Source organism: Cellvibrio sp. BR, assembly GCF_000263355.1.
GTDB lineage: Bacteria > Pseudomonadota > Gammaproteobacteria > Pseudomonadales > Cellvibrionaceae > Cellvibrio.
The window spans coordinates 224,664-250,268 of the sequence record NZ_JH668200.1 but is presented as its reverse complement, the minus strand read 5'-3'; the positions used below and the strand labels follow the sequence as shown (position 1 = coordinate 250,268).

20 protein-coding genes are annotated in these 25,605 nt (G+C 53.1%); 8 read left to right on the top strand and 12 right to left on the bottom strand.

What is annotated here, in order from left to right:
• The first annotated feature begins 192 nt into the window (after nt 1-192).
• Entirely contained in the window at nt 193-2,820 is a 2,628-nt protein-coding gene (locus O59_RS01040) for a cellulose binding domain-containing protein (protein ID WP_007638584.1), read from the top strand.
• A 69-nt stretch (nt 2,821-2,889) separates the two neighbouring features.
• Here O59_RS01040 and O59_RS01035 read toward each other — a convergent pair whose 3' ends face one another.
• On the bottom strand, nt 2,890-3,759 hold the full coding sequence (locus O59_RS01035) for a YicC/YloC family endoribonuclease (protein ID WP_007638582.1): 870 nt from the start codon (nt 3,757-3,759) through the stop codon (nt 2,890-2,892).
• A gap of 164 nt (nt 3,760-3,923) precedes the next feature.
• Here O59_RS01035 and rph point away from each other — a divergent pair, with 164 nt between their 5' ends.
• Complete coding sequence (gene rph, locus O59_RS01030; RefSeq protein ID WP_007638580.1) at nt 3,924-4,646, top strand: ribonuclease PH; 723 nt, start codon at nt 3,924-3,926, stop codon at nt 4,644-4,646.
• A 115-nt stretch (nt 4,647-4,761) separates the two neighbouring features.
• Nucleotides 4,762-5,007 carry a DUF2789 domain-containing protein gene (locus O59_RS01025; protein ID WP_007638578.1) on the top strand — a complete coding sequence of 82 codons (246 nt, stop codon included), beginning with the start codon at nt 4,762-4,764 and terminating at the stop codon, nt 5,005-5,007.
• On the opposite strand, the gene O59_RS01020 is transcribed toward O59_RS01025, so the two are convergent.
• The gene (locus O59_RS01020) at nt 4,974-5,498 is read right to left on the bottom strand and encodes a TIGR02444 family protein (RefSeq protein ID WP_007638577.1); all 525 of its coding nucleotides are present in this window, start codon (nt 5,496-5,498) and stop codon (nt 4,974-4,976) included. The two genes, O59_RS01025 and O59_RS01020, sit on opposite strands and share 34 nt — an antisense overlap.
• Nucleotides 5,499-5,548: 50 nt before the next feature.
• On the opposite strand from O59_RS01020, the gene O59_RS01015 reads away from it, so the two are divergent.
• Complete coding sequence (locus O59_RS01015) at nt 5,549-7,471, top strand: ATP-binding cassette domain-containing protein (protein ID WP_040391275.1); 1,923 nt, start codon at nt 5,549-5,551, stop codon at nt 7,469-7,471.
• A gap of 82 nt (nt 7,472-7,553) precedes the next feature.
• On the opposite strand, the gene O59_RS01010 is transcribed toward O59_RS01015, so the two are convergent.
• The 3 genes from O59_RS01010 to O59_RS01000 form a co-directional block, all read right to left on the bottom strand.
• Nucleotides 7,554-8,117 (bottom strand): hypothetical protein, encoded by a 564-nt coding sequence (locus tag O59_RS01010; RefSeq protein ID WP_007638575.1) that lies wholly within the window; start codon nt 8,115-8,117, stop codon nt 7,554-7,556.
• Between the two features lie 191 nt (nt 8,118-8,308).
• Entirely contained in the window at nt 8,309-9,871 is a 1,563-nt protein-coding gene (locus tag O59_RS01005) for a TerC family protein (protein ID WP_198284731.1), read from the bottom strand.
• 25 nt (nt 9,872-9,896) lie between these two features.
• Complete coding sequence (locus tag O59_RS01000; RefSeq protein ID WP_040391008.1) at nt 9,897-10,550, bottom strand: exopolysaccharide biosynthesis protein; 654 nt, start codon at nt 10,548-10,550, stop codon at nt 9,897-9,899.
• Between the two features lie 144 nt (nt 10,551-10,694).
• Between O59_RS01000 and O59_RS00995 the strand changes: the two genes are divergently transcribed.
• A complete protein-coding gene (locus O59_RS00995; RefSeq protein WP_040391006.1) occupies nt 10,695-11,867 on the top strand; it encodes a GNAT family N-acetyltransferase in 1,173 nt (390 codons plus the stop codon).
• A 32-nt stretch (nt 11,868-11,899) separates the two neighbouring features.
• Here O59_RS00995 and O59_RS00990 read toward each other — a convergent pair whose 3' ends face one another.
• From O59_RS00990 to glnA, 6 genes are all read right to left on the bottom strand, one after another.
• The gene (locus O59_RS00990; protein ID WP_007638566.1) at nt 11,900-13,390 is read right to left on the bottom strand and encodes a methyl-accepting chemotaxis protein; all 1,491 of its coding nucleotides are present in this window, start codon (nt 13,388-13,390) and stop codon (nt 11,900-11,902) included.
• 263 nt (nt 13,391-13,653) lie between these two features.
• Nucleotides 13,654-15,090 (bottom strand): nitrogen regulation protein NR(I), encoded by a 1,437-nt coding sequence (ntrC, locus tag O59_RS00985; protein ID WP_007638565.1) that lies wholly within the window; start codon nt 15,088-15,090, stop codon nt 13,654-13,656.
• Entirely contained in the window at nt 15,077-16,150 is a 1,074-nt protein-coding gene (gene glnL, locus O59_RS00980) for a nitrogen regulation protein NR(II) (protein WP_007638563.1), read from the bottom strand. The genes ntrC and glnL overlap by 14 nt, the downstream gene beginning before the upstream one ends.
• 153 nt (nt 16,151-16,303) lie before the next feature.
• Nucleotides 16,304-16,840, bottom strand: coding sequence for a DUF4124 domain-containing protein (locus tag O59_RS00975; RefSeq protein WP_007638561.1), 537 nt, complete (start codon nt 16,838-16,840; stop codon nt 16,304-16,306).
• 72 nt (nt 16,841-16,912) lie between these two features.
• Nucleotides 16,913-17,587, bottom strand: a complete 675-nt coding sequence (locus O59_RS00970) for a ferric reductase-like transmembrane domain-containing protein (protein ID WP_198284730.1) — start codon at nt 17,585-17,587, stop codon at nt 16,913-16,915.
• A 258-nt stretch (nt 17,588-17,845) separates the two neighbouring features.
• The gene (gene glnA, locus O59_RS00965; RefSeq protein WP_007638557.1) at nt 17,846-19,246 is read right to left on the bottom strand and encodes a type I glutamate--ammonia ligase; all 1,401 of its coding nucleotides are present in this window, start codon (nt 19,244-19,246) and stop codon (nt 17,846-17,848) included.
• 602 nt (nt 19,247-19,848) lie between these two features.
• On the opposite strand from glnA, the gene O59_RS00960 reads away from it, so the two are divergent.
• Nucleotides 19,849-21,060: a cation:proton antiporter gene (locus O59_RS00960; RefSeq protein WP_040391004.1), complete on the top strand. Its 1,212-nt coding sequence runs from the start codon at nt 19,849-19,851 to the stop codon at nt 21,058-21,060.
• 105 nt (nt 21,061-21,165) lie between these two features.
• On the opposite strand, the gene O59_RS00955 is transcribed toward O59_RS00960, so the two are convergent.
• Complete coding sequence (locus tag O59_RS00955; RefSeq protein ID WP_040391002.1) at nt 21,166-22,785, bottom strand: methyl-accepting chemotaxis protein; 1,620 nt, start codon at nt 22,783-22,785, stop codon at nt 21,166-21,168.
• Between the two features lie 281 nt (nt 22,786-23,066).
• On the opposite strand from O59_RS00955, the gene thiI reads away from it, so the two are divergent.
• A complete protein-coding gene (gene thiI / locus O59_RS00950) occupies nt 23,067-24,545 on the top strand; it encodes a tRNA uracil 4-sulfurtransferase ThiI (RefSeq protein WP_007638550.1) in 1,479 nt (492 codons plus the stop codon).
• Nucleotides 24,542-25,603, top strand: a complete 1,062-nt coding sequence (locus tag O59_RS00945; RefSeq protein WP_007638548.1) for an acyltransferase — start codon at nt 24,542-24,544, stop codon at nt 25,601-25,603. The genes thiI and O59_RS00945 overlap by 4 nt, the downstream gene beginning before the upstream one ends.
• The last annotated feature ends 2 nt before the right edge of the window (nt 25,604-25,605 follow it).

The following is a 25,605-nucleotide window of genomic DNA, read 5'->3' as shown; positions in this document are numbered from 1 at the left end:
TCAGTGGTAATTTTTATTTGTAAAAATCACTTCAATACACAAAATCCTGTGCATGCCCAGTTCACATTTTGCACAATTTGTGGCGCTGAAAATCGGTCTGGCGTACAACAGCGCTTCGCTATAAATCAGATTTATATAACCTCGACAAGCCCTTGCGGCACTCCTAATAATCAATAAGTCGAGATTACAGTCATGGAACAAACACAGTCACAGATCGCCCCGTCGCAGCCCATCCATTCACCCACTATTGATCCACCGTTGCCTTCGCGCCGATTGCCTAAAATACTGCGGAATTGTGTATGTGCCGGCCTTATCGGGCTTGCGGCGGCGCCCGTTTTTGCGGCGCGCCAAGCGGAATATCTGGATCGCGGTGTCGTTGCCCTGCCCGCAGGCAATGGCGTGTTTATCAGTTGGCGCATGCTCGGCGATGACCCGGCGGCGGTTGGTTTTAATGTCTATCGCAACGGCAGCAAAATCACCGCCACGCCCATTACCAACAGTACCAATTACCTTGATAGCAGCGGCACCACCAGCGCGGCCTACACCATTCGCCCGGTAATAAACGGCGTCGAATATGCCGCTAACGCTGCCAAAGCGACCTGGTCAAACCCCTATCTGGCAGTGAATTTGAACCGCCCGAACGGTGGCACCACGCCCAGCGGTGAGGCTTACACCTATTCCCCCAATGACTTGAGTGTGGGCGATCTGGACGGCGACGGGCAGTATGAAATTGTCGTGAAATGGGACCCCTCCAACGCCAAGGACAACTCCCAAAGCGGTTACACCGGCAATGTGTTTATCGACGCCTACGAGATGAACGGCACCCAGTTGTGGCGTATTGATTTGGGCCGGAACATTCGCGCCGGCGCCCACTACACGCAATTTATGGTGTACGACCTGGATGGCGACGGCAAAGCCGAAGTGGCGCTGAAAACCGCCCCCGGCACCCGCGACGCTGCAGGCACAGTGCTTGGCGGCAGCAATGCCAACACCGATTACCGCAATAGTAGTGGTTATATTCTCAGCGGCCCTGAATATCTCACCGTATTTAACGGCCAGACCGGTGTCGCCATGGCAACGACGGATTATTTGCCCGCGCGCGGCACGGTCAGCAGTTGGGGCGATAATTACGGCAACCGGGTGGATCGGTTCCTCGCTGGCGTCGGCTACCTGGATGGCACCCGCCCCAGCCTGATCATGGCGCGCGGTTATTACACCCGCGCGGTACTCGTCGCCTGGGACTGGCGCAACGGCCAACTCACCCGCCGCTGGACATTTGACAGCAACACCAGCGGCAATGGGGCCGCCGCGGGCCAAGGCGCCCACAGCCTCACTGTGGGCGATGTGGATCAGGACGGCAGGGATGAAATCGTCTATGGCGCCGCCACTATTAACGACAACGGCACCCTGCTCTATTCCACCGGCCTCGGCCATGGCGATGCGCTGCACTTGAGCGATTTCCTGCCCAGTCGCCCTGGCTTGGAGGTGTTTATGGTGCATGAATCGCCCAGTAGCTACGGCAACCACGGCGTGGAAATGCACGACGCCAAAACCGGCCAGATCATCTGGAGTTTTCAGGGCGGTGGCGATATCGGGCGCGGCGTGATTATGGACATAGACCCACGCACCCCGGGTGCCGAGAGCTGGGCCAGCACCGGTGGTATCAATTCGGCCAGTGGTAGCCAAATCACCAGCAGCAAACCGGCATCGATCAATTTTGCCGCCTGGTGGGATGGCGACCTGCTGCGCGAACAGCTCAATAACACCATGATCGACAAGTGGAATTACAGCACTAACAGCAGCTCGCGCCTGCTCACCGCCTACAACTATGGCGCGGCCTCCAATAACAGCACCAAAGCGACACCTGGGCTTTCGGCCGACCTGTTGGGCGACTGGCGTGAAGAGGTGATCTGGCGCCACGAAAACAACAGCCAACTGTTGATCTTCTCCACCAACACTATCACTTCCCATAAGCTGCGCACGCTAATGCACGACAGCCAGTACCGTACCGCCATCGCCTGGCAAAACGTAGGTTACAACCAGCCGCCGCACCCCGGTTTTTTCCTCGGCGATGGTATGGCGACACCGCCTGCACCGGATCTGTATTTTGTCGGCACCAACCCCAACGCTGGGCCGGTAAGTAGCGGCTCATCCAGCAGTTCAAGTTCTGTGGCGCCCGTAGCGGTCACCCTCGGGGGCAGCGCCGGCAATGGTCAAGTTGCGCTCAGTTGGTCTGCGAGCGGGACGATTAGTGCGATAGAAATCTACCGCGACACCGATGCCGACCCCGCCGGGCGCACGCGCATCGCATCGCTCGCCGCCAGCACCCGCAGCTATACCGCAACTGATCTCAGCAATGGCACAGCCTATTGGTTCTGGGTGAAATACACCGCCAATGGTGTGTCATACAATTCCAATGCCTTCAGCTCTACACCCACTGCTGGTTCCAATAGCAGTGCAGTCGTCACCAGCAGTGCAGTTTCCAGCGTCGCCTCAAGTTCGGCTTCCAGTGCAGTGAGCGGGGGCAACTGCAGCTACATCGTCAGCAACAACTGGGGTTCGGGTTTCACCGGCACCATCCGCATCACCAACGCCGGCACCAGCGCAATCAACAACTGGAATGTGAGTTGGAACTACAGCGGCAGCACGCGCATCACCAGCAGCTGGAACGCAACCCTCAGCGGCAACAACCCCTACAGCGCCACCCCCGCCGGCTGGAATGCCAGCATTCAACCCGGCCAGTCAGCAGAGTTCGGTTTTCAAGGAACCCACTCCGGCACGGCAGAAATCCCCTTGGTAACGGGTTCAGCGTGTAATTAATTGTCTCGCCCAATAAAAAGGCCGATGGTGTTTTCCATCGGCCTTTTTATTGGGTGTGCGACAAAAAATTTATTCGATATTTTGGATCTGTTCCCGCATTTGCTCAATCAGCACCTTCAATTCCACCGCTGCTTGGGTGGTATCGCTCACAATACTTTTGGATGAGAGTGTATTGGCTTCGCGATTTAATTCCTGCATCAAGAAGTCAAGGCGGCGGCCTAAGGAATCGGTTTGTTTGAGGCTGCGTTTGACTTCGATGACGTGGGTGTCCAGGCGATCCAATTCTTCGTCCACGTCGGCTTTTTGCGCGAGTAAAACAATTTCCTGTTCCAGGCGCTCCGGGTCTAACTCCACTTGCAGGGCGCTGAGTTTGGCTTGCAGTTTTTCGCGCTGTGCGGCGAGGATTTCGGGCATGCGCGCGCGCACTTTTACCACTTGTGTGGAGACGCTGTCCAAGCGGCTGAGGATCAGCTGTTCCAGTTCTGCGCCTTCGCGCGAGCGGTGTTCGATTAACCCTTCCAGTGCGCTGTCAAATAATTCGAGCGCGGCCTGGTGCATGGCGTCGCGGTCCAGCTCCTGCTTTTGAATCACACCCGGCCAGCGCAAAATTTCCAGCGCATTTACTGGCGCTGCAACATCGCCCAGCAAGCCGTTGATTTGTTGTGCAGCTTTGGTGAGCTGCGCGACTTTGGTGAGGTTCAGGCCTAATTCGTTTTCACCTTCCTGTTCCCAGTGCACGTTCAAACTGGCTTCGACTTTACCGCGCTGCAGCGCTTTACGCATGGCGTCGCGCAGGTGCGGTTCTATTTCGCGGAAATCCTCGGGCAGGCGGAAGCTGGGTTCAAGGTAGCGGTGGTTGACGCTGCGAATTTCCCAGACGAGGGTTCCCCAGGGAAGTTTGGCTTCGCGGCGTGCGAACCCGGTCATACTGCGTGGCATAGTAAATCCTCTAAAGGCGCGGGCTGGGCGATCAATGCTGGTCTTGTCGGCCCTTGAGCTGGTAGAGTTCCCGCGTAAATTAATTGTCATAACCGATGCGGGATCTTATCACAGCCGCCCGCTTTACCTTTTAAAGTTCCCTTTTTGCAGTAAGGATTCAAGCCATGCAACGCCCTAGCGGTCGCACTCCCGACCAGTTACGCCCAGTTCGTATTACCCGCCATTACACCAAACACGCTGAAGGTTCTGTGTTGGTGGAATTTGGCGATACCAAAGTGATTTGTACGGCCAGTGTGGTCAATTCAGTGCCACCATTCTTACGTGGGCAGGGGCAGGGTTGGCTCACCGCCGAATACGGCATGTTGCCGCGCTCCACCGGCACGCGTATGGATCGCGAAGCCGCGCGCGGTAAACAACAGGGGCGCACGGTGGAGATCCAGCGTTTGATTGGCCGCTCGCTGCGTGCCGCGGTGGATTTAACCGCGTTGGGTGAAAACACCATTCATATTGATTGCGACGTTATTCAGGCCGATGGTGGCACCCGCACCGCGTCCATTACTGGTGCCTGGGTCGCACTGGCGGATGCGATTAACTTTCTCAAAGCGCAAGGCAAGGTGACGGGTGAGCCGCTCAAACGCGGTATTGCGTCTATCTCAGTAGGGATTTACCAGGGTGTGCCGGTGGTGGATTTGGACTACCCCGAAGACTCCTCCGCCGACACTGATATGAACCTGGTGCTGGGCGATGATGGCGGTATTATCGAAATTCAGGGCACTGCCGAAGCCGAACCCTTCAATGAGGCGGAATTTGCTGCCATGTTGAGCCTGGGTAAAAAAGCCATTGCGGAGTTGCATGCCTTGCAAAAGCAAGCATTGAGTGCCGGTTAATGACGAAGTGATAAAAAGGGTGCGCTCTGTACGCTCCTTTTTTTATGAAAAAACAATTGAACGTTTCCCCGAAAGGGGATTCATACTTTAAGGGATATAACACGGAGGATCTTTTATGAATCAACAACCCATGGGCATGCCGGAACTCTTTTCCCAGCTGGGCTTGGATAATGACTACGCGGATATCGCGCAGTTTATCCAACATCACCCTTTACCCGCCGATATACGCCTTGCCGATGCCAGTTTTTGGACACCATCCCAACGCGCCTTTCTGCGTGAAAGCTGGCAGCAGGATTCCGACTGGTGCGAGCTGGTCGATCAACTGGATCAAATGCTGCGCAAAACGCCAGTCAAACACTGAACCAGGGAATCTATTGCGCCGCGCTTTACACCCGCGTCATCCAGATAGCGGCGCAAATTCCTGCCTTCAAATTGTGTGTTCCCAATAGCCATCGGTTTTAGGCCGTTAGGCTGTTGCAACCACTGCTGGGTCAGGTCTTGTAATTGCATTTGCAATTGCTGCTCGGCGGCCAGCTCGGCTTGTTTGATATGTTTGCGCACCCCCTCAATCACTTCGTTCTGAATACCAAATTCCGCCTTCATGCGCTTGCGTAAATGGCGCAAAGGCACCACGTAATGATGATCCCAGCCGCGAGTGCGGCGTTGGGCTTCGTGCAGATGGGCATCGTCCAGCGCCAGCCCTTTGCATTCCAGCCATACACACCAAAGCAATAAATTCACATTGATGCCCTGCTCATCCTGCAGGCGTAAACAGGTATCTGCGATGTCGGGTTGCGCATAGAGGGCGAGGGAAAAATCCCACAGGGAATCGAGTTGGGCAGGTGTGGGCATTGCAGAATCCGCTAGCAGGGGTTTAGGGCAAGTCTGCTAGAATGCGCGCCATGATTCAATTACAAAACGTCTCCGTTCAGCGCGGCACTAAATTCCTGTTGGATGGTGCTGACCTCACTATTTACCCTGGCCAGAAAGTCGGTTTAATCGGCGCCAATGGCACAGGCAAATCCACTTTATTCCAACTGTTGCTCGGCCAATTGCACAGTGATACCGGCTCCCTGGATATCCCCAAGCAGTGGCGCGTCGCGCATATGGCGCAGGAGGTTGGCCATACCAGCCGCAGTGCGCTGGATTACGTGCTTGATGGCGACAGCGAACTGCGCCGTTTGGAGCGCGCCATTGCCACCGCCCTGCAAGACCCGGAACACAACGGCGAAGCCTTGGCACATTTGTATAGCGATATGGAAAATATCCACGCTTACACTGCGCCGTCGCGCGCGCAGCAATTGTTAAACGGTTTGGGTTTTGCCCCGGGTGATGACCGGCGTCCGGTATCGGATTTTTCCGGTGGCTGGCGTATCCGTTTGAACCTCGCGCAGGCGCTGATGTGTCCATCGGATTTACTCCTGCTCGATGAGCCGACCAACCACCTGGATTTGGATGCAACCCTGTGGCTGGAAGAGTGGCTCAAACGCTACGCCGGCACCTTGATTATCATTTCGCACGATCGCGACTTTCTCGACAATATTGTCGATCGCATTGTAAATATCGAAAAACAAAAACTCGATAACTACAGCGGCAACTATTCCGCGTTTGAACGTCAGCGCGCGGAAAAGCTCGCACAGCAACAGGCGAGTTTTGAGAAGCAACAAGAGCGTATTGCCCACGTCGAAAGTTATATTCGCCGTTTCCGTGCGCAGGCGACTAAAGCGCGTCAGGCGCAGAGCCGGATTAAAGAGTTGGAGCGCATGGAAAAAATTGCGCCCGCCCATATCGATTCGCCGTTTACCTTTACGTTTAAATGTCACGACAAAATGTCGGTGCCGTTAGTGCATATCGCACGCGCTGATATTGGCTATAAAAATGATCAGGGCAACAAAGTTATTTTGAATAAAGTCGAGCTGAGCATTCGCGCGGAAACGCGTATCGGTTTGCTCGGCCCTAACGGCGCGGGTAAATCCAGTTTGGTAAAAACCCTCGCCGGTTCGCTGCCGTTGCTGAGCGGTGATCGCACTAACGGCGAACATTTCAAGCTGGGTTATTTTGCGCAGCATCAATTGGAAGCGCTGGATATTAATGCCTCCGCCGCGCTGCATATCCAGCGGTTAGCGCCTATGGCGCGCGAGCAGGAAATTCGTGATTTCCTCGGCAGTTTTGATTTTCACGGCGACCGCGCGTTTGAACCTATCACCCATTTTTCTGGCGGTGAAAAAGCGCGTTTGGCGCTGGCGATTATCGCGTGGGAAAAACCTAACGTCTTATTGCTCGACGAACCCACCAACCATTTGGATTTGGAAATGCGTCACGCACTCACCATGGCGCTGCAGGAATTTGAAGGCGCGGTGATTGTGGTATCGCATGATCGCCATTTGTTGCGCAACACCGTCAATGAATTTTGGCTGGTTGCCGATGGCAAAGTTGAAGAGTTTGACGGTGATCTGGAGGATTATTACCAGTGGATGCAACAGCAAAAAACCACGGCGGCTGCGGTCGAAAAAGAAAAAGTCATCAGTGCAGAGGGCGGTGATAAAGTTGATAAAAAAGCCCAGCGCCAACAGTCCGCAGCGCAACGCGCGCAACTAAAACCGCTCACCAATAAATTGAAAAATCTGGAAGCGCAGCTGGAAAAACTCCAGAAACGATTAAGTGAAATTGAAAACCTGTTAGGCGATAGCAGTATTTACGATGATAAAAATAAAACAAAATTGCAGGAGCTGATTGCCGAGCAGGGAAAGCTGCAAACGCAACTGGAAGAAACCGAAGAAAATTGGCTGATGATCAGTGAAGAGCTGGAGGCGGCAAACCAATAACAGTCATTTTTTTCCAATAAAAAAGCCGACAAAAATGTCGGCTTTTTTATTGGTAGCACAGTCCAGAATTTACCCTGGAGAATTAAAAATTCATGCGCACGCCCAACGCAATTTCTGAGGCTTCTGTACCCAAACCAACATCCGCGGTTGCAGCAAAGTTGCGTGCGAACCAGTAGGCAATGCCACCACTTAATACGGTGTTGCCATCAAATGCGGTGTGGTGGGCCAGTTGTGCTTTTGCTTCCACTTGTTGATTGATAAAACCACGCAGACCAACGGCAGCAACGATGCCCGAGTCGCTGTCATAATGATCAATATCAACATTTTCTACACTCAAGGTACCGTACAAACTTGAATCGGCGCCAAACAATGTGTGGTAACCAATACCCACGCTCAGTGCTTCAGCACCACAGCGGCCATCGCTCAGGTCACTAAACGAACCCACGGCAAAAAAATCGCTGTTCAATTCCAGGCTGCCGCTCAGGCGCAAACCGTCTTGATCACAGTTGCTGTCATCAATGTCCTGATTAACAAATTGCAGTGCGGCGTAGTTGTAACTGATAGGCGAATTTGCCAACACATTTACGCTGCCGAATAAACCTGCCGCTGCGATAACCAAGCCCATCTTTTTGATTGATGATTTCATAAAAATTCTCCAGTAAGGTCTTCAAGGGTGATACTAATCTGCGCAAATGAACAATAACTGAATGTTCCTCGGCACTAATTTTGTGGCGGCATTATCTGCAGATTTTGTGCGCCAGTCGGTGCGCTGGGTCTCGTACGATGACACATTTTTCATCTTATTTAGCCCATGCACAGCGAGTGACGGTTTTTTACTCAATATCCAATTTGCGGTGTGCCCAGATCGTTGACGAGCGGTGTGGCACACACCTGCAGAATGCGGCGGCCTTCCATACTTTTGATTTGAAATTCATAACCCGCGAGCAAAATTTGTTCATCCACCACGGGCACATGCTGCAGTTGTTCGAGCAGTAAACCCGCGAGGGTAAAATAATCGCCATCGCCGCGATCCAGTTTAATGTGCAACAGCTCTTCCACTTGATCGAGGGCGATACTGCCGTCCAGCCACCAGCTATTGTCGCGCGCGACCGCGAGCGGTTGGTCGTTGGTATCGGCTAATTCACCGGCAATCGCCGCGAGCAAGTCGCCGGTTGTGACCAGACCTTTAATGCTGCCGTATTCGTCAATCACAATGGCGAGCGGCAAAGGCTCCTGACGCAGCATTTCGAGCACTTTGAGCGCACTGGTGCCTTCGGGTACCGCGAGCGGCGAGAGTGCCAGTTTGGCCAAGTCGAGCGGTTGATTGTCGAGTGCGGCGGTGAGTAAATCGCGGCTCTGGACTACGCCCAGCAGGTTGTCCAGTTCGTCGCGGGCGACCAATAGGCGGGTTTGCGGGGTGGTTTTCAGAATCTCCAACAGTTCTGCCGGGCTGGCGTTGGCATCCACCCACACAATATCGGGGCGCGGCGTCATGAGTGATTGTACCGGGCGATCTGAGAGCTGCAGCACGCTGCGAATCATGCTGCGCTCGCTGTGTTCAAAGGCGTCATCTTCACCGCGATGGGCGGTCATGCCGGCGATATCCTCGCCCACTTCGTCCGCATCGCCACGGCCACCCAGCAGTTTCAAGACTGCTTCAGCGGTTCGGTCGCGCAAGGGGCGTTCGCCAATCAGGTGGCGGGTGCGGTTGGAGCGCGCTAACTGGTTGAAAACCTCAATCAATATAGAGAAGGCGATAGCGCCATACAGGTAACCTTTGGGGATGTGGAAGCCGGCACCTTCGGCTACCAGGCTGAAACCAATCATCAGCAGGAAGCCCAAACAGAGCATCACCACGGTGGGGTGACGGTTGACAAAATCGGTGAGCGCCTTGCTTGCTACGATCATGATAATCATGGCGATAACCACCGCAATCATCATCACTTCCACGTGTTCAACCATGCCCACGGCGGTAATCACGGCATCGAGCGAGAAGACAGCATCCAGCACAATAATTTGCGCGACTACCGCCCAAAAGGCGGCGTGAACCTGACCTTTGCGTGCGGTGATGGCCTTACCTTCCAGGCGCTCGTGCACTTCGACTGTGGCTTTAAAGAGGAGGAATATTCCGCCCAGCAACAGGATTAAATCGCGCCCGGAGAGGGATTTATCAAAAATACTGAACAGCGGTTCGGTAAGTGTCACCAGCCAGGAGATGCCCAGGAGCAACAGCAGGCGCATCAGCAATGCCAAACTGAGGCCGATAACCCGCGCCTTGTCGCGCTGGTGCGGGGGAAGTTTGTTGGCGAGAATGGCGATAAAGATCAGGTTGTCGATCCCCAGCACAATCTCAAGCACGATAAGGGTTAAGAGTCCCAGCCAGGCGCCGGGATCAGCCATCCATTCCACGTTTATAGCCTCAGAATTAAAACATCCGCTCGATAACCAGCAGGGTAGTTTTAAAAATCACCCATGCCAGACCACCCAGCAGTACCCAACTTGCAATGCCCAGTGCGATACCGGTAAGTACACACACACCATCGGTTTCAATCAGGCCGAGGGCAATAAATAATATCCCCAGGGCGGGCATGAGGTTCCCCAAGGGAATCGGCAGGGCCAGCAACAGTGCGAGCACGGCACAGAAAGCACCTAGCCAGCGCTCGGCGTTACCCGCCGTGAGAAAAAGAATGCGCGGTTTCATGAGCCGCTCAATACGCTTTAGCCAGGGCACTACCTTGTTAATCAGTGCTTTGAAATCGGTGGTGGCCAGTGAACTATTGGCAATCCAGCGCGGTAGATATACCCGTTCATGCCCCAACGCCATTTGCACCGCCACAAATAACAGTGGCAGGCCGGTAATCGTTGAAACACCGGGAATACCCAAAATGGGCAGTGAATTGGGGAGGGCAAAAATCAGCAGAATAAAACCGAAGGAGCGCTGGCCGAGGGAATCAGTGATATCACTAACTTTTACTCTCTCGGCACTGACGTTGGCGGCAAAATCCAATAGCAAGGAGGATAAACTGACACTTGAATGACGTAGCACTGGCAGCCCGGGGTCGGGATCAGACATAGACATTGAGTAACCAATAGTGACTAAAGTGCGCCGATTCTACTGCACTCATGGTGACAATGACCAGCAAGCCTATTTGTGGTTGCGTAACTTTACCGATGGTGGCCTGAATCTATAAGGTTGCCTTTCCCTTGCGATGGAGCCACTGGCGTGCAAATTCGTTTTATCAGTTCAATCCTGTTGGTGGATGCGGGCAGCTGGAATAGGCTTTGCCCGCCGGATTACCCCTTTGTCCGCTATGAGTTTCTCTGTGCGCTGGAGACCAGCGATTGCACCTCTGCCCGCAGCGGCTGGCAGCCGCACCATCTGCTGGTGGAGGCCGATGGGTGTTTGATCGCTGCCATGCCGGGTTACATCAAAACCCACTCTTATGGCGAGTATGTATTCGATTGGGCCTGGGCTGACGCCTATCGCCGTCACGGTTTGGAGTATTACCCCAAGTGGATTAATGCGGTTCCTTTTACTCCCTGTTATGGGGCGCGTTTGTTGTGCGCGCCTGAGGCGTCGCTAGCGGAGCTGCTTGCGCAGATTGCCCACGCGCTCAATGCTGAGTGTGCAAGCCAAGGCCTTTCCGGTTGGCACTGCTTGTTTCCCGATGGCACCATGAGTGAGCAGTTGCGCACCCAGGGGTTGATGCAGCGCCTGGGGTGCCAGTTCCATTGGGTTAATCAGGGGTATGTCGGGTTCGAGGATTTTGTCGCCAGTATGAGTGCACGCAAGCGCAAAAATATCCTCAAGGAGCGTCGCCAAGTGCGGGAGCAGGGGTTTGTGTTTGCAGTAAAAACCGGCAGCCAGCTTGACCCTGCCGATTGGGAAACATTTTACGCCCTGTATCGCACGACTTATCTCAAACGCAGCGGTCACAGCGGCTATTTGACGGAGGACTTTTTTCGGCAGTTGGGCGCCAGCATGAGCGAGAATCTGGTGCTGATTAGTGCCAGCAAAAGTGATGACCCGCAGCAGCGTACCATCGCCGCCTCACTGTTTGTGCGCGATAGCTCCACGCTTTATGGTCGCTACTGGGGTTGTTTTGAGGAGTATCAATTCCTGCATTTTGAAACCTGTTATTACCAAGGTATTGATTACGCCATTGCCCAGCAATTGCAGCGCTTTGATGGTGGCGCGCAGGGGGAGCATAAAATCGCACGGGGATTTGCGCCGGTGCTGACCTATTCTAACCACTGGATTGCAGAGCCCGGTTTTCGCGCTGCGATAGCGCAGTTTGTGGCGCAGGAGGCCGAAGGGGTTGTGCAGTATGCGGCCGAGGCTAGTGCACTTTTGCCGTTTAAAAGCATTGACCAGAACGACAAAATGGCGCCTTGAGGCGCCATTTTGGGTAGGGACGAGCCCTGTAGCTAGACTTTGAAACTGTCGATTTGTTTTTTCAGTTCGCTGGTTTCGTTGATCAGCTGGCTGCCGCTGTGGTTGACCACCTGCGCGTTTTCCACCACGTTTTCAGACAAGCCGTGAATCGCCGTAATGTTTTTACTCACCTCATTAGCGACAGAACTCTGTTGATGGGATGCTGTAGCGATTTGGTGGTTCATGTCATTAATAGTGCCGATATTGGCGCGAATTTTACCCAGCGCTTCACCCACTTTTGATGCGGTGTCGATGGTTTCGCGCGCCGAGGTGGTGCTGGTGTGCATCGCCTGATGTGCTTCATCGGCGGCGCGTTGCAGCTGCACAATAATGGATTCGATTTCCTCGGTGGACGAGCGGGTTTTCTGGGCGAGTGAGCGCACTTCATCGGCTACCACCGCAAAACCGCGGCCCTGTTCACCCGCGCGCGCAGCCTCAATCGCCGCATTCAATGCAAGCAGGTTGGTCTGTTCAGCGATAGTGCGGATTACTTCCATCACCGAGCCGATATTCACTGAGTTGTTTTTCAATACCTGAATTTTCTGCGCGGTGGATTCGATTTGTCCGGTCAGGCGGTTCACGTTTTCCAGCGATAAATTCACAATGGTATTGCCCTCTTCCGCCAGGATACTGGTGGCGTTGGTGCGCTCGGCAGTTTCACCGGCATGGCGTGCAATTTCAGTCGCCGAGGCGGACAGCTCTTCTACCGCGGTGGCGACTAACTCAATCTCACGCAACTGTTGGGAAGTGGAATTAACGGTACTTTCGGTCGCGCGGCTCATGGTATTGACGTTGGCGCGCACCTTGTCATTTACCTGCACCACGTTGCGGATGATGTCGGCAATATGCTCCATCACCCGGTTGAAGTTGTGTGCAAGGGCGGCAATTTCATTCCCGCTATCGGTGGGCAAGCGACGGGTCAGGTCGCCACCACCGTCGGCAATAGTGGAGAGCGAGCGGGTCACTTCATACATGGGTGCCAGCACCATGCTGCGCACCAGGAAGTAAACCGTCAGCAAGCTCACCGCCAGCAGGGCGATAACGGTTAACGAGTTGGTTTGAATTTGATCGGCTAAGGCATCAGTCATGGATTGACTGCTAAAGGTAATGTCGTAGCTGCCAATGGTATTGCCGCCATACACAATAGGAATGGCTTGGCGGACTATTTTCCCTTCGCTGCTATCGTCGTCGGCCGCTTTAGCCAATGCCTTGCCGCGGTGATCCACAACATTGACAGAGGTGATGAGGGAGGTATTCACCAGCGATTTGGCAATCGCCTCGATTTGTTGGAAATCATAAGCAAACACTGCTTCCAGAATGGAGCTGTTGGTGAGCTCCACCATGGCCGCTGTCTCGCTATCGAGTTTGTTTTGCAGGTCGCTGGCGGCAATGCGGTAGTTAACAAAAATTACCAGCAGCGCAATGGCTGTCATTACCAAAAACAAGAAGGTCATTAATTTTGTAAGTAAGGATTTTTGTACCATGGTTCCCCCCGAATTAATTCGGTTTATAGCGCTTATTGTTGTTTGAGCCGTTGTGTAATCACTATTGCGGCTTCTGGCCAGGAATCTTGAGCGGCTGGGTTCCGCTGCCTTGGTCATGATCGCAATGTTGATAAGTGTTGTGAGTATAGACACAGCTAACAGAAGCTGCGCGCACAGGAGGGGAAAAGTAAGAAATGATTTAGGCGCCAACCGGGTTGGCGCCTACTGGGGGAATACAATCGCGTCAGGTTGAGCGGTTGAGCTTAATCTTCACCGTCGCCATCCGGGTCGTTGCCTCCTGCCATACCCAACTCTTTGAGTTTACGGGTGAGGGTATTGCGCCCCCAGCCGAGCAGGTTGGCGGCATCGCGCTTGCGTCCGGCGGTGCTTTTCAGGGCGGTCTCAATCAGTGCGCGCTCAAATGTAGGTACAGCTTCGCTGAGCAGTTGGTGCTGGCCGCGCGCCAGCGCTTGGTCGGCCCAGTGACGCAGTGCCTTTTCCCAATCGTCAGCCGGAGTGGAGACTTCTTTGTTGTCGAGCAGCTCTGGTGGCAAGTCTTCGATATGCACTTCGCGCCCGGACGCCATCACAGTGATCCAGCGACAGGTATTTTCCAGCTGGCGCACGTTGCCTGGCCACTGCAGGGTGCAGAAATACTCTTCGGTTTCCGGCAGCAGCACCTTGGGGTCAACATTTAATTCAGTCGCCGCTTTGTGCAGGAAGAAGCGCGCCAGCTTGGGAATGTCTTCGCGGCGGTTGGCGAGTTTGGGGATATGGATGCGGATAACGTTGAGGCGATGGAACAAGTCTTCGCGGAAACGGTTGTCTGCGACCAGGGTTTCCAGATTCTGGTGGGTGGCAGCGATAATGCGGACATCCACCTTTACAGGTGTGTGGCCGCCCACGCGATAGAACTCACCGTCAGCCAATACGCGCAATAAGCGGGTTTGGGTTTCGGCGGGCATATCGCCGATTTCATCGAGGAACAACGAGCCGCCATTGGCCTGTTCAAAACGCCCCTGGCGCTGTGCGGCAGCGCCAGTAAACGCGCCTTTTTCGTGGCCAAATAGTTCGGATTCCATCAAATCTTTGGGAATCGCCGCCATGTTGAGGGCGATAAACGGTGAGTTGCGACGGGGGCTGTGGCGATGCAGGGCACGTGCCACCAGTTCTTTACCGGTACCCGATTGACCGTTGATCAGCACGGTAATGTTGGATTGCGACAAACGGCCAATGGCGCGAAATACTTCCTGCATCGCCGGTGCTTCACCGATGATTTCCGTATTGGTTTCCAGCGCTGTCTCGGTACCGTGATCTGACTTTTGCTCCTGGGCATGGGCGAGGGCGCGCTGGGTCACGGCAACGGCATCATCCACATCAAAAGGTTTGGGTAAGTATTCAAACGCACCGCCTTGGTAAGCAGCGACGGCGCTATCCAGATCCGAGTGGGCGGTCATGATGATGATCGGAATTTGCGGGTGGGTCGCATGCAGGTTGCCGAGCAGGGTCAGGCCGTCGGTGCCGGGCATGCGAATATCGCTGATGATCGCATCGGGTGCATCGCGATTGAGCTGGCTCATGGCGCTGTCCACCGACTCAAACAAGCGCGTCTCTATATGCGCTTGCTGCAGGGCCTTTTCCAGAACCCAGCGAATGGAGCGATCGTCATCGATAATCCAGACTTTATTAGACTTCTGCATGGTAGGTTTCCATTGGTAAGTAAAGCGAGAAGCGGGTATTGCCCGGCTCGCTATGGCACTCGATGAGGCCATGGTGCTGATGAATGAGATGTTGCGAAATGGTCAAACCCAAACCCGTGCCCTCGGCGCGGCCGGAAATCATGGGGTAAAAAATGTTTTCGATCATGTGCTCGGGTATGCCCGGGCCATTGTCGATAATGTCGATGCGGCAAATCAGGCCGTGGTGTTTGCGGCCAATGGTGTATTGGCGCTGGATACGGGTGCGCAGTTGGATCACGCCGTTATCCACCTGTGCCTCGGTAAGCGCCTGCATAGCGTTGCGCACTATGTTTAGCAGCGCTTGAATCAGCATCTCCTTATCACCTTGCAGTTCAGGAATACTGGGGTCGTAGTCGCGCACGATTTTGATCGCGTCGTCGCTTTCGGCCTTGATGATATTGGCCACCCGCTCAATCGCCTCGTGGATATTGAGTGACTGCCATTTGGGTAATTGATTTGGCCCAAGCATGCGATCCACCAGATTGCGCAGGCGATCTGCTTCATCAATGATGATGCTGGTGTATTCGGTCAGGCTGCTATTGGGCAGTTCACGCGCCAGCAGTTGCGCCGCGCCGCGAATGCCACCCAGCGGGTTTTTGATTTCATGAGCCATACCCCGAATCAGGTTGCGGCTGGTCTCGTGGGATGAGGTCAGCATCTCCTCGCGGCTGATGCGCAATAGGCGGTCGATCGGCTGGATTTCAATAATTAACCCATCGTGATTGCCAAAGGGGGTTACGGTGTAATCCACCGTCACCGAGCCACCGCTGAGCAAGCGCCATTCCGCATGGCGTTTGGTGTAATGATTGGCTTGGGTTGCCGCCATTTTAAGTTGGCGGTCAGTTTCATCGGACTCGTAAAAGAAATAGGTGATGGGTTCGCCGGTATTGCTCTCGCAGCTCATGGCCAGCAAGGCTTCGGCGGCGGGGTTCATATGGCAAATCAACAAGTCCACATCCACCAAAATAATGGCGGTACTGAGGCTATCCAATATGGGCTTGTAGATATTGTGCGAGTTCACCGGCTTTTGCTCTCCTGAACGCCCTGACAATGGGCAACTAGGCTATTGCAAAAACCAAACCAAGTTAGCAATCGGCATGATCCCGCAAATTTAGCCTGAAAAACTATCCATAATGGTGAATAGCGGGAAAATCATAGCACCAAAATGGTGCGCTTATTTGGGGGTGGGCTTTGGTGGGGCATTCTTTTTGATAACAGGGCGTATTACGTTAACAATCACCGGTGCCGATGTGCCCAATGATTGCCCATTCACGTCGATCGCTTCGACAACCAGGGTGTGGGTGCCGCGCGGCACATCCTTCACGATGATATTGTTCATCGTGGTCTCCTCCAGTAGTTCACCATTCATAAAATACACCAGCAGGTGACCCTCCCGGAGGGCAGGCTGAAGTACGGTGGCAATGGCCAGATCGCGCTGGCCAACCGGAATAGTGACATCGGAGCGGGGGCTAATAATCTCAATCCGGTAGTCCACCTGCGCCGGGCGCGAGTCTACCGAAATGGCTGGTGATGAGTTGGGGAGTGGCTGGGCGCCGGGTACGGTATTGATCTCGCGCAGTTCCAGCTTTTCGGCATTGTCGGTTTTGGGTTTGTCGGTATAAACCGTGCGGCCATCCTTATCGACGGTTTTGTAAACTTCCGCTGTAGCCAGCGGAGCAATGAGTATTAACAAAAGCCACCAGATGCGCATTGCACTCTCCCATTAGGTTGATTTGCCCTAGGTTACTCGCGCTGCGCCCAAAGAAAAAGCCCGTCGCGCGCTTTAGCCGCTACGGTGAGTCAGTTCGGTTTGGCTGCGTCTGTTGGCTTGCGCCAACTTGCCGACAAGACGGATTGCCACTGCAGCGCAGATGATGCCAAACGGTAGCAGGTACCAATCACTCATGGGAATGCGCTTGAAATTAGCAAAGGCGAAAACGGCGACGATGATCCACATGCCTACTGAATGCAGCCTTTTCCAGCCTTTTGGTCCCATGAGTTTTGCAGGTGTTTTGAACGAGGTGATCGCCATTAACACTATAAATACATAGGCCAATGTGCCGGGGATATTATCGATAACAGACCTTGCTGGCCAAAATCCTGTATGCAGCTGTCCATAGAAATAGATCAACACAGCGTGAACAAAATGGGAAAAAGCAAAGGCTAAACCAATAAAACGCCGTTCACGCACCAGAGCTTTGGTGAAGGGGGATGGTGTTAGTACGGCGAAAGCAGAAGCCGTAAATGCGGCGATGAATAACACGAAAGAGGAGCGCGCTGTAGCGCGGATTGCACTGCGTAACCCCTCTAGCAGATCCGGCTGCATCGCTACCGCCAGGCTGGTCATAACGAGGATTAATACAGCGCTTACATGGAAGAGTTGCCAGCCTTTATACATCTGGCTTGAGAATAATCTCTGAATGGTCATGCCGATAGCGAAGCGGGTAAGTTGGCTCATTGCATCGATTCCTTTTAAGGTTAATGGTTAAGCAAGATCAGGCGCTAGAGGTTTTTTTGTGTCAGTAAGGGCATTATCTAGCAATAATCAGTACGAATTGATGCATTTTGTGTTTAATATTTGATAGATCGTATCGAAGGTGGTCAGGCGTATATCGATCTGGTGTAGAAGCGGCTAAAAAGCGGGTAAGAAAAAACCCGCAAGCCAGGCTATGCGGGTTTTTGAGGTCTGACGAGGCTGCCTAAGCAGCCCTGACTTTTACACTGAGTAGTAGAGTTCGAATTCTACTGGGTGCGGAGTCATGTTGACGCGTTGGATCTCTTGTTTCTTCAGGTCGATGTAAGCATCGATGAAGTCTTTAGAGAACACACCGCCAGCCAACAGGAAGTCATGGTCAGCTTCCAAAGAGGCCAAAGCTTCTTCCAAAGATGAACACACTTGTGGGATTTCTGCTTCTTCTTCCGGCTCCAGATCGTACAGATCTTTGGTCGCTGCTTCGCCCGGATGAATCTTGTTCAGAACACCGTCGATACCGGCCATCAGCAATGAAGCGAAGCACAGGTATGGGTTAGCAGTTGGATCAGGGAAACGGGTTTCGATACGCTTGGCTTTCTCACCAACAGTGTAAGGAATACGGATAGACGCTGAACGGTTACGAGCAGAGTAAGCCAGCATTACTGGCGCTTCAAAGCCTGGAACCAAACGCTTGTACGAGTTGGTAGAGGCGTTACAGAAAGCGTTCAATGCTTTAGCGTGCTTGATGATACCGCCAACGTAGTACAGAGCGGTTTCGCTCAAACCAGCGTAAGCGTCGCCCGCGAATTGGTTTTTACCGTTCTTGGAGAAAGACTGGTGAACGTGCATACCTGAACCGTTATCACCGATCAAAGGCTTCGGCATAAAGGTTGCGGTTTTACCGTATTGATGAGCAACGTTGTGTACGCAGTACTTCAGGATCTGTACTTCGTCCGCTTTCTTAACCAGAGTGTTAGCGCCTACACCGATTTCACATTGGCCAGCGTTAGCAACTTCGTGGTGATGGATTTCGATTTCCAGGCCCATGGCTTCCATGGCGTTACACATAGCGCCACGGATGTCGTGCAGTGAGTCTACTGGAGCAACGGGGAAGTAACCGCCTTTTACGCGTGGCGCGTGGCCGTGTTTACCTTCAACGTCGTCACCTGATGACCATGCCGCTTCTTCGGATTTGATTTTGTAGAAAGCACCGCCCATTGAGCTGTGGAAGTGAACGCTGTCGAAGATGAAGAATTCTGGCTCCGGGCCAAACAGGGCTACATCGCCCAGACCGGTAGACTTCAGGTACTCTTCAGCGCGCAGACCGATAGAGCGTGGGTCGCGGTCATAACCTTGCATGGTGGCTGGTTCAACGATGTTACAACGAATGTTGATGGTTGCTTCGTCGTAGAAAGGATCCAGAACGGCAGTTGAATCGTCTGGCATCAGGATCATGTCTGAGTCGTTAATGCCTTTCCAGCCAGCGATAGAAGAACCGTCGAACATTTTACCGTCAACGAAGAAACTGTCGTTTACAACGTGGGCAGGGAAAGTTACATGCTGCTCTTTACCTTTGAAATCGGTGAAGCGCAAATCAATCCAGCGAGCTTCGTGTTCTTTGATCAGGTCTAAAGTCTTAGACATTGAATGCCTCCAAGTGTTATAGCCCGAAGGCTACGGATTGTGAAAAGTTATAACTACCAAGATAACCGGCCAAAGGTCGTTTACCTGAAAATTTTCCCCACTTCATCCGGACTCGCGACTCATTTAGGGGAGCGGGGCAAGACTAGGGTGTCAGAAAAGGGGCAAAATATATGCCATTTAAATAAAATAGCAACACACCTTTAAAAATAAGGCTCTTGGGGTGATGGCCACCTGAAAAATATCGCCATAAGCACTATTTTGGTGCGGTATTTTTGTTAAATGATCTATTGTGGTGCGATTGTGTGTTGTGTTGAATAGTGTCGCCATATTAGCATCAAGAATGCCTCTTGGCATGTCACAGAAAAGCGGTTGCTTTGCACCAAATCGTGTCGCTGACTAGCGTGCGTGCATTCTCACTGTGAAACCATTCATTTTTGCTGCAAAAGTCGATAGTCAATTTCTATGGTGTTCGCCTCGCTCCACGTCGAATTCCCTTGTAGCCTGCGCCGCGATTGGGTAACACCGACGGCAAGGTGATATGCCCGGGGTTTTATCGCTCTTCTTTTAACCAATACTCTACCCAGAACAATAAAAGGTTAGTTATGCATGCAATGACAACAACAGAAATATTCCTGATTGCCATGGTAATCATTTTTACGGTGCCCTTTTTAATTTGGCGCCTCGGTCGCACTGACTATTGGGCACCCCTGGTGGTCGTGCAAATCATCATGGGTATAGTGCTTGGCCCGGGTGTGCTGGGCAAAGCCTTCCCTGAGTACTACACCTTTGTATTCACCCCGGATGTCATCAAATCGCTCAACGGAATTGCTTGGTGGGCGGTAATGATTTTTGTGTGGATTGCCGGGATCGAGCTTGACCTGAAAAAAGCCTGGGCCTACAAGCGGGAAAGTAGCATCACCGCTGGACTGGCGCTGGGTACACCGCTGCTGTTTGGTTGTGGGGCGGCGCTGGCGATGATGGCCTTTAGCGATGGCTGGATTGGTGCCAAGGGCATGACCTGGCAATTTATTCTGGGTGTGGGCATGGCCTGTGCAGTAACGGCGCTGCCGATTCTGATTCTGTTGATGGAAAAGCTTGAAATCCTGCGTCAACCGATTGGCCAGCGTATTTTGCGTTACGCCAGTTTGGACGACATCGCCATCTGGGGTGTATTGGCGTTGATTCTGCTGGATTGGGAGCGTGTGGGTCGCCAGGGTATGTTCTTGCTGGGCTTTACTGTGCTTGCTTACTTATTCCGCAAGTTGATGGTGGCGATTCAAGAGAAAGACCGCTGGTACGCTGGTTTTATCTGGTTGGCAGTCTGCGGTCTCGCAGCCGACTGGGCGGGTTTGCACTATATGGTTGGCGCCTTCCTCGCCGGTGCCGTAATGGATGGCGAATGGTTTAATCAGGAAGATATGGATAAATTGCGCCATTTTGTCCTGATGATCATCATGCCGGTATTCTTCCTCAGTACCGGTTTGCGCACCAATTGGGATGTGGGTGGCACGGCGGTATTTATCGCGGCAGCCATCCTGCTGGTGGCTTCAGTGGCGGGTAAATTGGCTGGTGTACATGCGGCGGGCAAAATCCTCAAGTGGGAAAAAGGCGAGGCATCGATTATTGGTTGGTTGTTGCAAACCAAAGCGCTGATCATGATCATTTTTGCCAATGTTTTGCTCGACAAGGAAATCATCACCAATGAAACCTTCACCGCGCTGCTGATCATGGCAGTGGCCAGCACCATGCTGACCGTACCGGTGGTAGCGCCCAAGTTGCAAAAAATGAAAGAGATTATCTTCCGCTCCAAGTAGTTCATGGCTGCGGACATACGTAAAAAGCCCCCGTCATTCAGGTGACGGGGGCTTTTTATTGGCGCTGATCAACGATCAGATGATGGGTGCAATAAACTACGCGGCTTAAATAACAAAGCGCGATACCAGTGTATTCAAATCAGTTGCCAGCCGCGCCAGCTCGTAGGTAGCAGCACTGGTTTGATTGGCGCCTGCCGCCGATTGGGTGGAGAGATCGCTGATGTTCACAATATTGCGATCCACTTCGCGCGCGACCGCCGCCTGTTCTTCCGACGCGCTGGCAATTAACAGGTTGCGTTCACCGATTTGCCCTGCCTTTTGGTAAATCTGCTCCAATGCGCCGCCCGCTTGCTCGGCCACGGTGAGGGTTTTACTGGCGTGTTCGACGCTGCCTTTCATCGATTCCACCGCCGCCGCTGTGCCACCTTGCACTTTGCTAATCATCTGTTCAATTTCTTGGGTGGACACTTGGGTGCGATGCGCCAGTGCGCGGACTTCGTCCGCCACTACTGCAAAACCACGGCCAGCCTCCCCGGCACGCGCCGCTTCAATTGCCGCATTCAAGGCGAGCAAATTAGTCTGTTCAGCGATGGCGCGAATCACATCCAATACCTTGCCAATATCTTTGGATTGTTCCGCGAGACCGCCAATCAATGCTGAGGTGCGCCCAAACTCTTCGCTCATGGATTTAAGTGCCGCTACTGTGTGATGCACTTTGTCGCGCCCATCATGCGCCAAGCGAGAAGATTCATTGGACTCCTCGGCCGTGCTCACTGCATTGCGCGCAACCTCGTCCACGGCGGCGCTCATTTCGGTGACTGCCGACGCCGCCTGCTGGATCTCATCATTCTGCCGCTGTAAGTTGCGTGAGGACTCTTCCGCTACCGAACTTAGCTCCTCGCCTGCAGAGGCTAACTGTACCGACGAGTTGCCAATTTGGGTGATGGTACTGCGCAGGTTATCTTGCATCATCGCGAGTGATGCGAGCAGGCGCGCTGGCTCGTCGTTGCCGTCAAAGCGGATCTGCTGGGTAAGGTTGCCGCTGGCGATGGTTTCGGTAGCGGCTACGGCTTGTTGTAAGGGGCTCACAATGCTGCGCGTGATCATAAGTGCCAGCACGGCAGTGATGAAAAGGGCGATGACAATACTGCCAATGACTAAGGTTTGGGCGCTCGTATAAGCTTCGCTGGATGCATCGGCTGCCTTTTTGGCGCCATCGCGGTTTATTTGTCCAAGGACAAGAAGCATCTTGGTCATTTGGTCGGCGAGAACATTGAGTTCGGTGTCCACAATCGTGATCGCAGCGGTGGTGTCACCCGCTTTCATGGCGGCCAAAACCCGCGCGGTATTTTGCATATAGAGTGATTTGGTTTGCTTGAGGTCTTCGAAAATCCGCCGTTCTTCAGGCTCGGTAATTTCGCGCTCAAAGGCCATAGATGCTTGCTCAAGCTCTTGCGCGCGCGACTGCAAATTTGTTTCTCCTTTGGCAACCGCAGAGGGGTCTGCGTCCACCACTAAACGCACCGCATTAACGCGGTAGCGCATCAGTGCGAGGTTTAAATCTCCCACGGCGTTAAGGGTGGGAATCCAAATACCAGTAATTTCTTTTGTCTGGTTATTCATGTTCGACATGCTGTTCAGGCCGAAAATGCCTTGCGCTAACAAAAGCAGCGCAAGCGCTCCAAAGCCAAATGTCAAACGCAATCCTATCCTGATGTTTCTCATTGCTTCCTCTCTGTTGCAGCAAAATGCTTATGGATTAATTCAGTCAAAGCCGTACGGGTCATAGGTCATTGAAATGCCCAGTGTTATTGAGTATTGACCAATATGTTTAAACGTAAAGCCACAAAAAATTATATCCGCGTGATCTGTATTCTGCGCTGGAGCGTAAGCTTGCCCCCGCTTTTTGTTCAATCTTGCTTTATAATCGCCGCCTTTTTATCCAGCTAGCTGCAGCTGTCAGATCCATCTTGGGCTACAGCTGAATGTCCCCAGGCGCGACTTCCATGCATTTTGTTGTCAAAGTTTTTCCCGAAATCATTATGAAAACCCCTCCGGTACGTAAGCGCTTTATCAAGCAGCTGCGCGACAACCTGAGGTTGCTCCTGGCCAATATCGGCGTGCAAATTGATGTGCAGCGCGACTGGGAAAAAATTGAAATTCGCAGCCCCGAGGCAGATGCACAGATCACCGCGCAGGTCGCCGAGGTGCTTGCCCATACCCCCGGTATCGCCAACTTTGTGTTGATTCATGAATATCCCTTGGGTGATTTGGAGTCGATTTTCCAACACACCCTGCATCACTGGCGCGAGCCACTGGCCGGCAAAACCTTTTGTGTGCGCATCAAGCGCGTGGGGCAGCACAGCTTTAGTTCGGTGGAGGCCGAGAAGTATGTGGGCGGTGGTCTGCTGCAGCATTCGCAGGCCAAGGGCGTGATACTGCAAAAACCGGAAATCACTGTGCCGCTGGAAATCAAGGGTGATCGCCTGTGGGTCGTCACCAGTAAAACCCAAGGGCTGGGTGGTTATCCGCTCGGCGCGCAAGACCCGGTGCTGTCGCTGATTTCCGGCGGTTTTGACTCCACCGTCTCAACCTATCTGTGTATCAAACGCGGCCTGCGTGCCCACTACTGCTTTTTTAATCTGGGCGGCCGCGCCCATGAAATCGGCGTGAAAGAAGTTGCCTACTACCTGTGGAATAAATACGGCGCCTCCCATCGGGTGAAGTTTGTCACTGTGCCCTTTGAGGAAGTGCTGAAAGAGATTCTGGAAAAAGTCGACAACGCTTATATGGGCGTGGTGCTCAAGCGCATGATGCTGCGCGCGGCGGAAAAAGTGGCGGAATCGCTGGAGATTCCGGCGCTGGTAACCGGCGAGAGCGTGGCGCAAGTGGCGAGTCAGACCCTGATCAATCTGAATGTGATTGATCGCGCCGTCGACACTGTAGTGTTGCGTCCGCTGGTAACTATGGACAAGGGCGAAATTATCGACATCTCGCGCAAAATCGGCACTGAGAGCTTTGCCGCGAGCATGCCTGAGTACTGCGGGGTGATTTCGGTCAACCCGACCACCAAAGCCAAATTGCCGCGTGTAGAGCACGAGGAAAGCAAGTTCGACATGGCGATTCTGGAGTGCGCCTTTAGCGAGCGGCGCGCACAGAATATCGACGAAATTGTCGATGAGCTGGATGCTGACCTGAGTGTGCCCATGGTGGGCGAAATTTCCGCCGGGCAGGTGGTGATTGATATTCGTCACCCGGATGAGCAGGAGGCCAATCCGCTCAAACTGGATGGCATAGATGTGCGCGTCATCCCTTTTTATTCCCTCAACAACCAATTTGCGCACTTGGATAGCAGCCTTCAGTATTTTCTCTACTGCCAGAAGGGGGTCATGAGTCAATTGCATGCCGCGAATCTGAAAGATGCGGGCCACCTTAACGTGGGGGTTTATCGCCCCGAACCACGCAGCGCCTGCGCCATTTCATGAGCCTTGCGCCAGTGACAGCGCGGAGGGAACGAATAGTCGAGTTTGATTACCTGCGCGGTCTGGCAATTGGCGTGATTGTGCTCGGGCACTCGATTTTCCTTGCCCAACCGCTGTTTCCTGCGCTGCTCGAAAACCTGTTGCGCGGTGGCACCGGGCTGTTTGTGTTTATCTCCGGTTTCTTCTTCCATCGCGTATTTGCGGCGCGTTTTGACTATCGCGATTTTGTCGCGAAAAAAACCAAAGCCCTGTTGATTCCGTTTGTTTTTATTTCGCTATTGGCACTGCTGATTCGCGCCTTTGGTTGGTGGCAGGATGGCCTCCCCTGGCAGCAGAACCTGCTCAATGTCTGGTACACCCTGCGCAATGGGTATGTGCTCTATCCTCACTGGTACATTCCTTTCATTCTCTTGACCTTTTGCTGTGCTCCGCTGCATATGCGGTTCTTGCAGTTGCATTGCCGCTGGCAATTATTGTTGCTGCTGGCGTTTTCGGTAGTTGCGCTGTTTCTACATCGCCCCCAGTCCAACAATAATTTTTTACAGTCGCTGGTTTACTACACGCCTTTTTATTTGCTGGGTATGTTGGTTTCGCAATATTACGCACGAGTGCATCAATGGCGCGGGCTGCTGCTCCTGGGAAGTGTGCTGGTGGTTGTAGTCACAGCGCTGAGCCAAACTTATCTTTGGGGTCATCTCGGCAATTACCACAAGGCCGCATTTAGTTATGAGGGGCTGGATCTGCAATTTGTGCAGGTATTGTTTGCCTGTATTGCCCTGTTGTTACTCTGCTACCACCTCCACTGGCGCTGGCTGCAACAGCATCTGGCATGGCTTGCTGAACTGAGTTTTCCGATCTTTTTTATCCATCCGCTGCTGACAATCGCGCTGGAAAATTTGGTACAAACGGAGGCTTTTAAACCATTTTTGCCCGCAGCCAATATCCAACTCAGTCTCGCCATCTTTGTCGCGACATTTATTGTGCAATTTTACGGATCGGTGGTGATTGCGGTGTTAATACGAAAAGTTGCCAAAAGGCGGAGTTATTTTATTATCGGATAGGA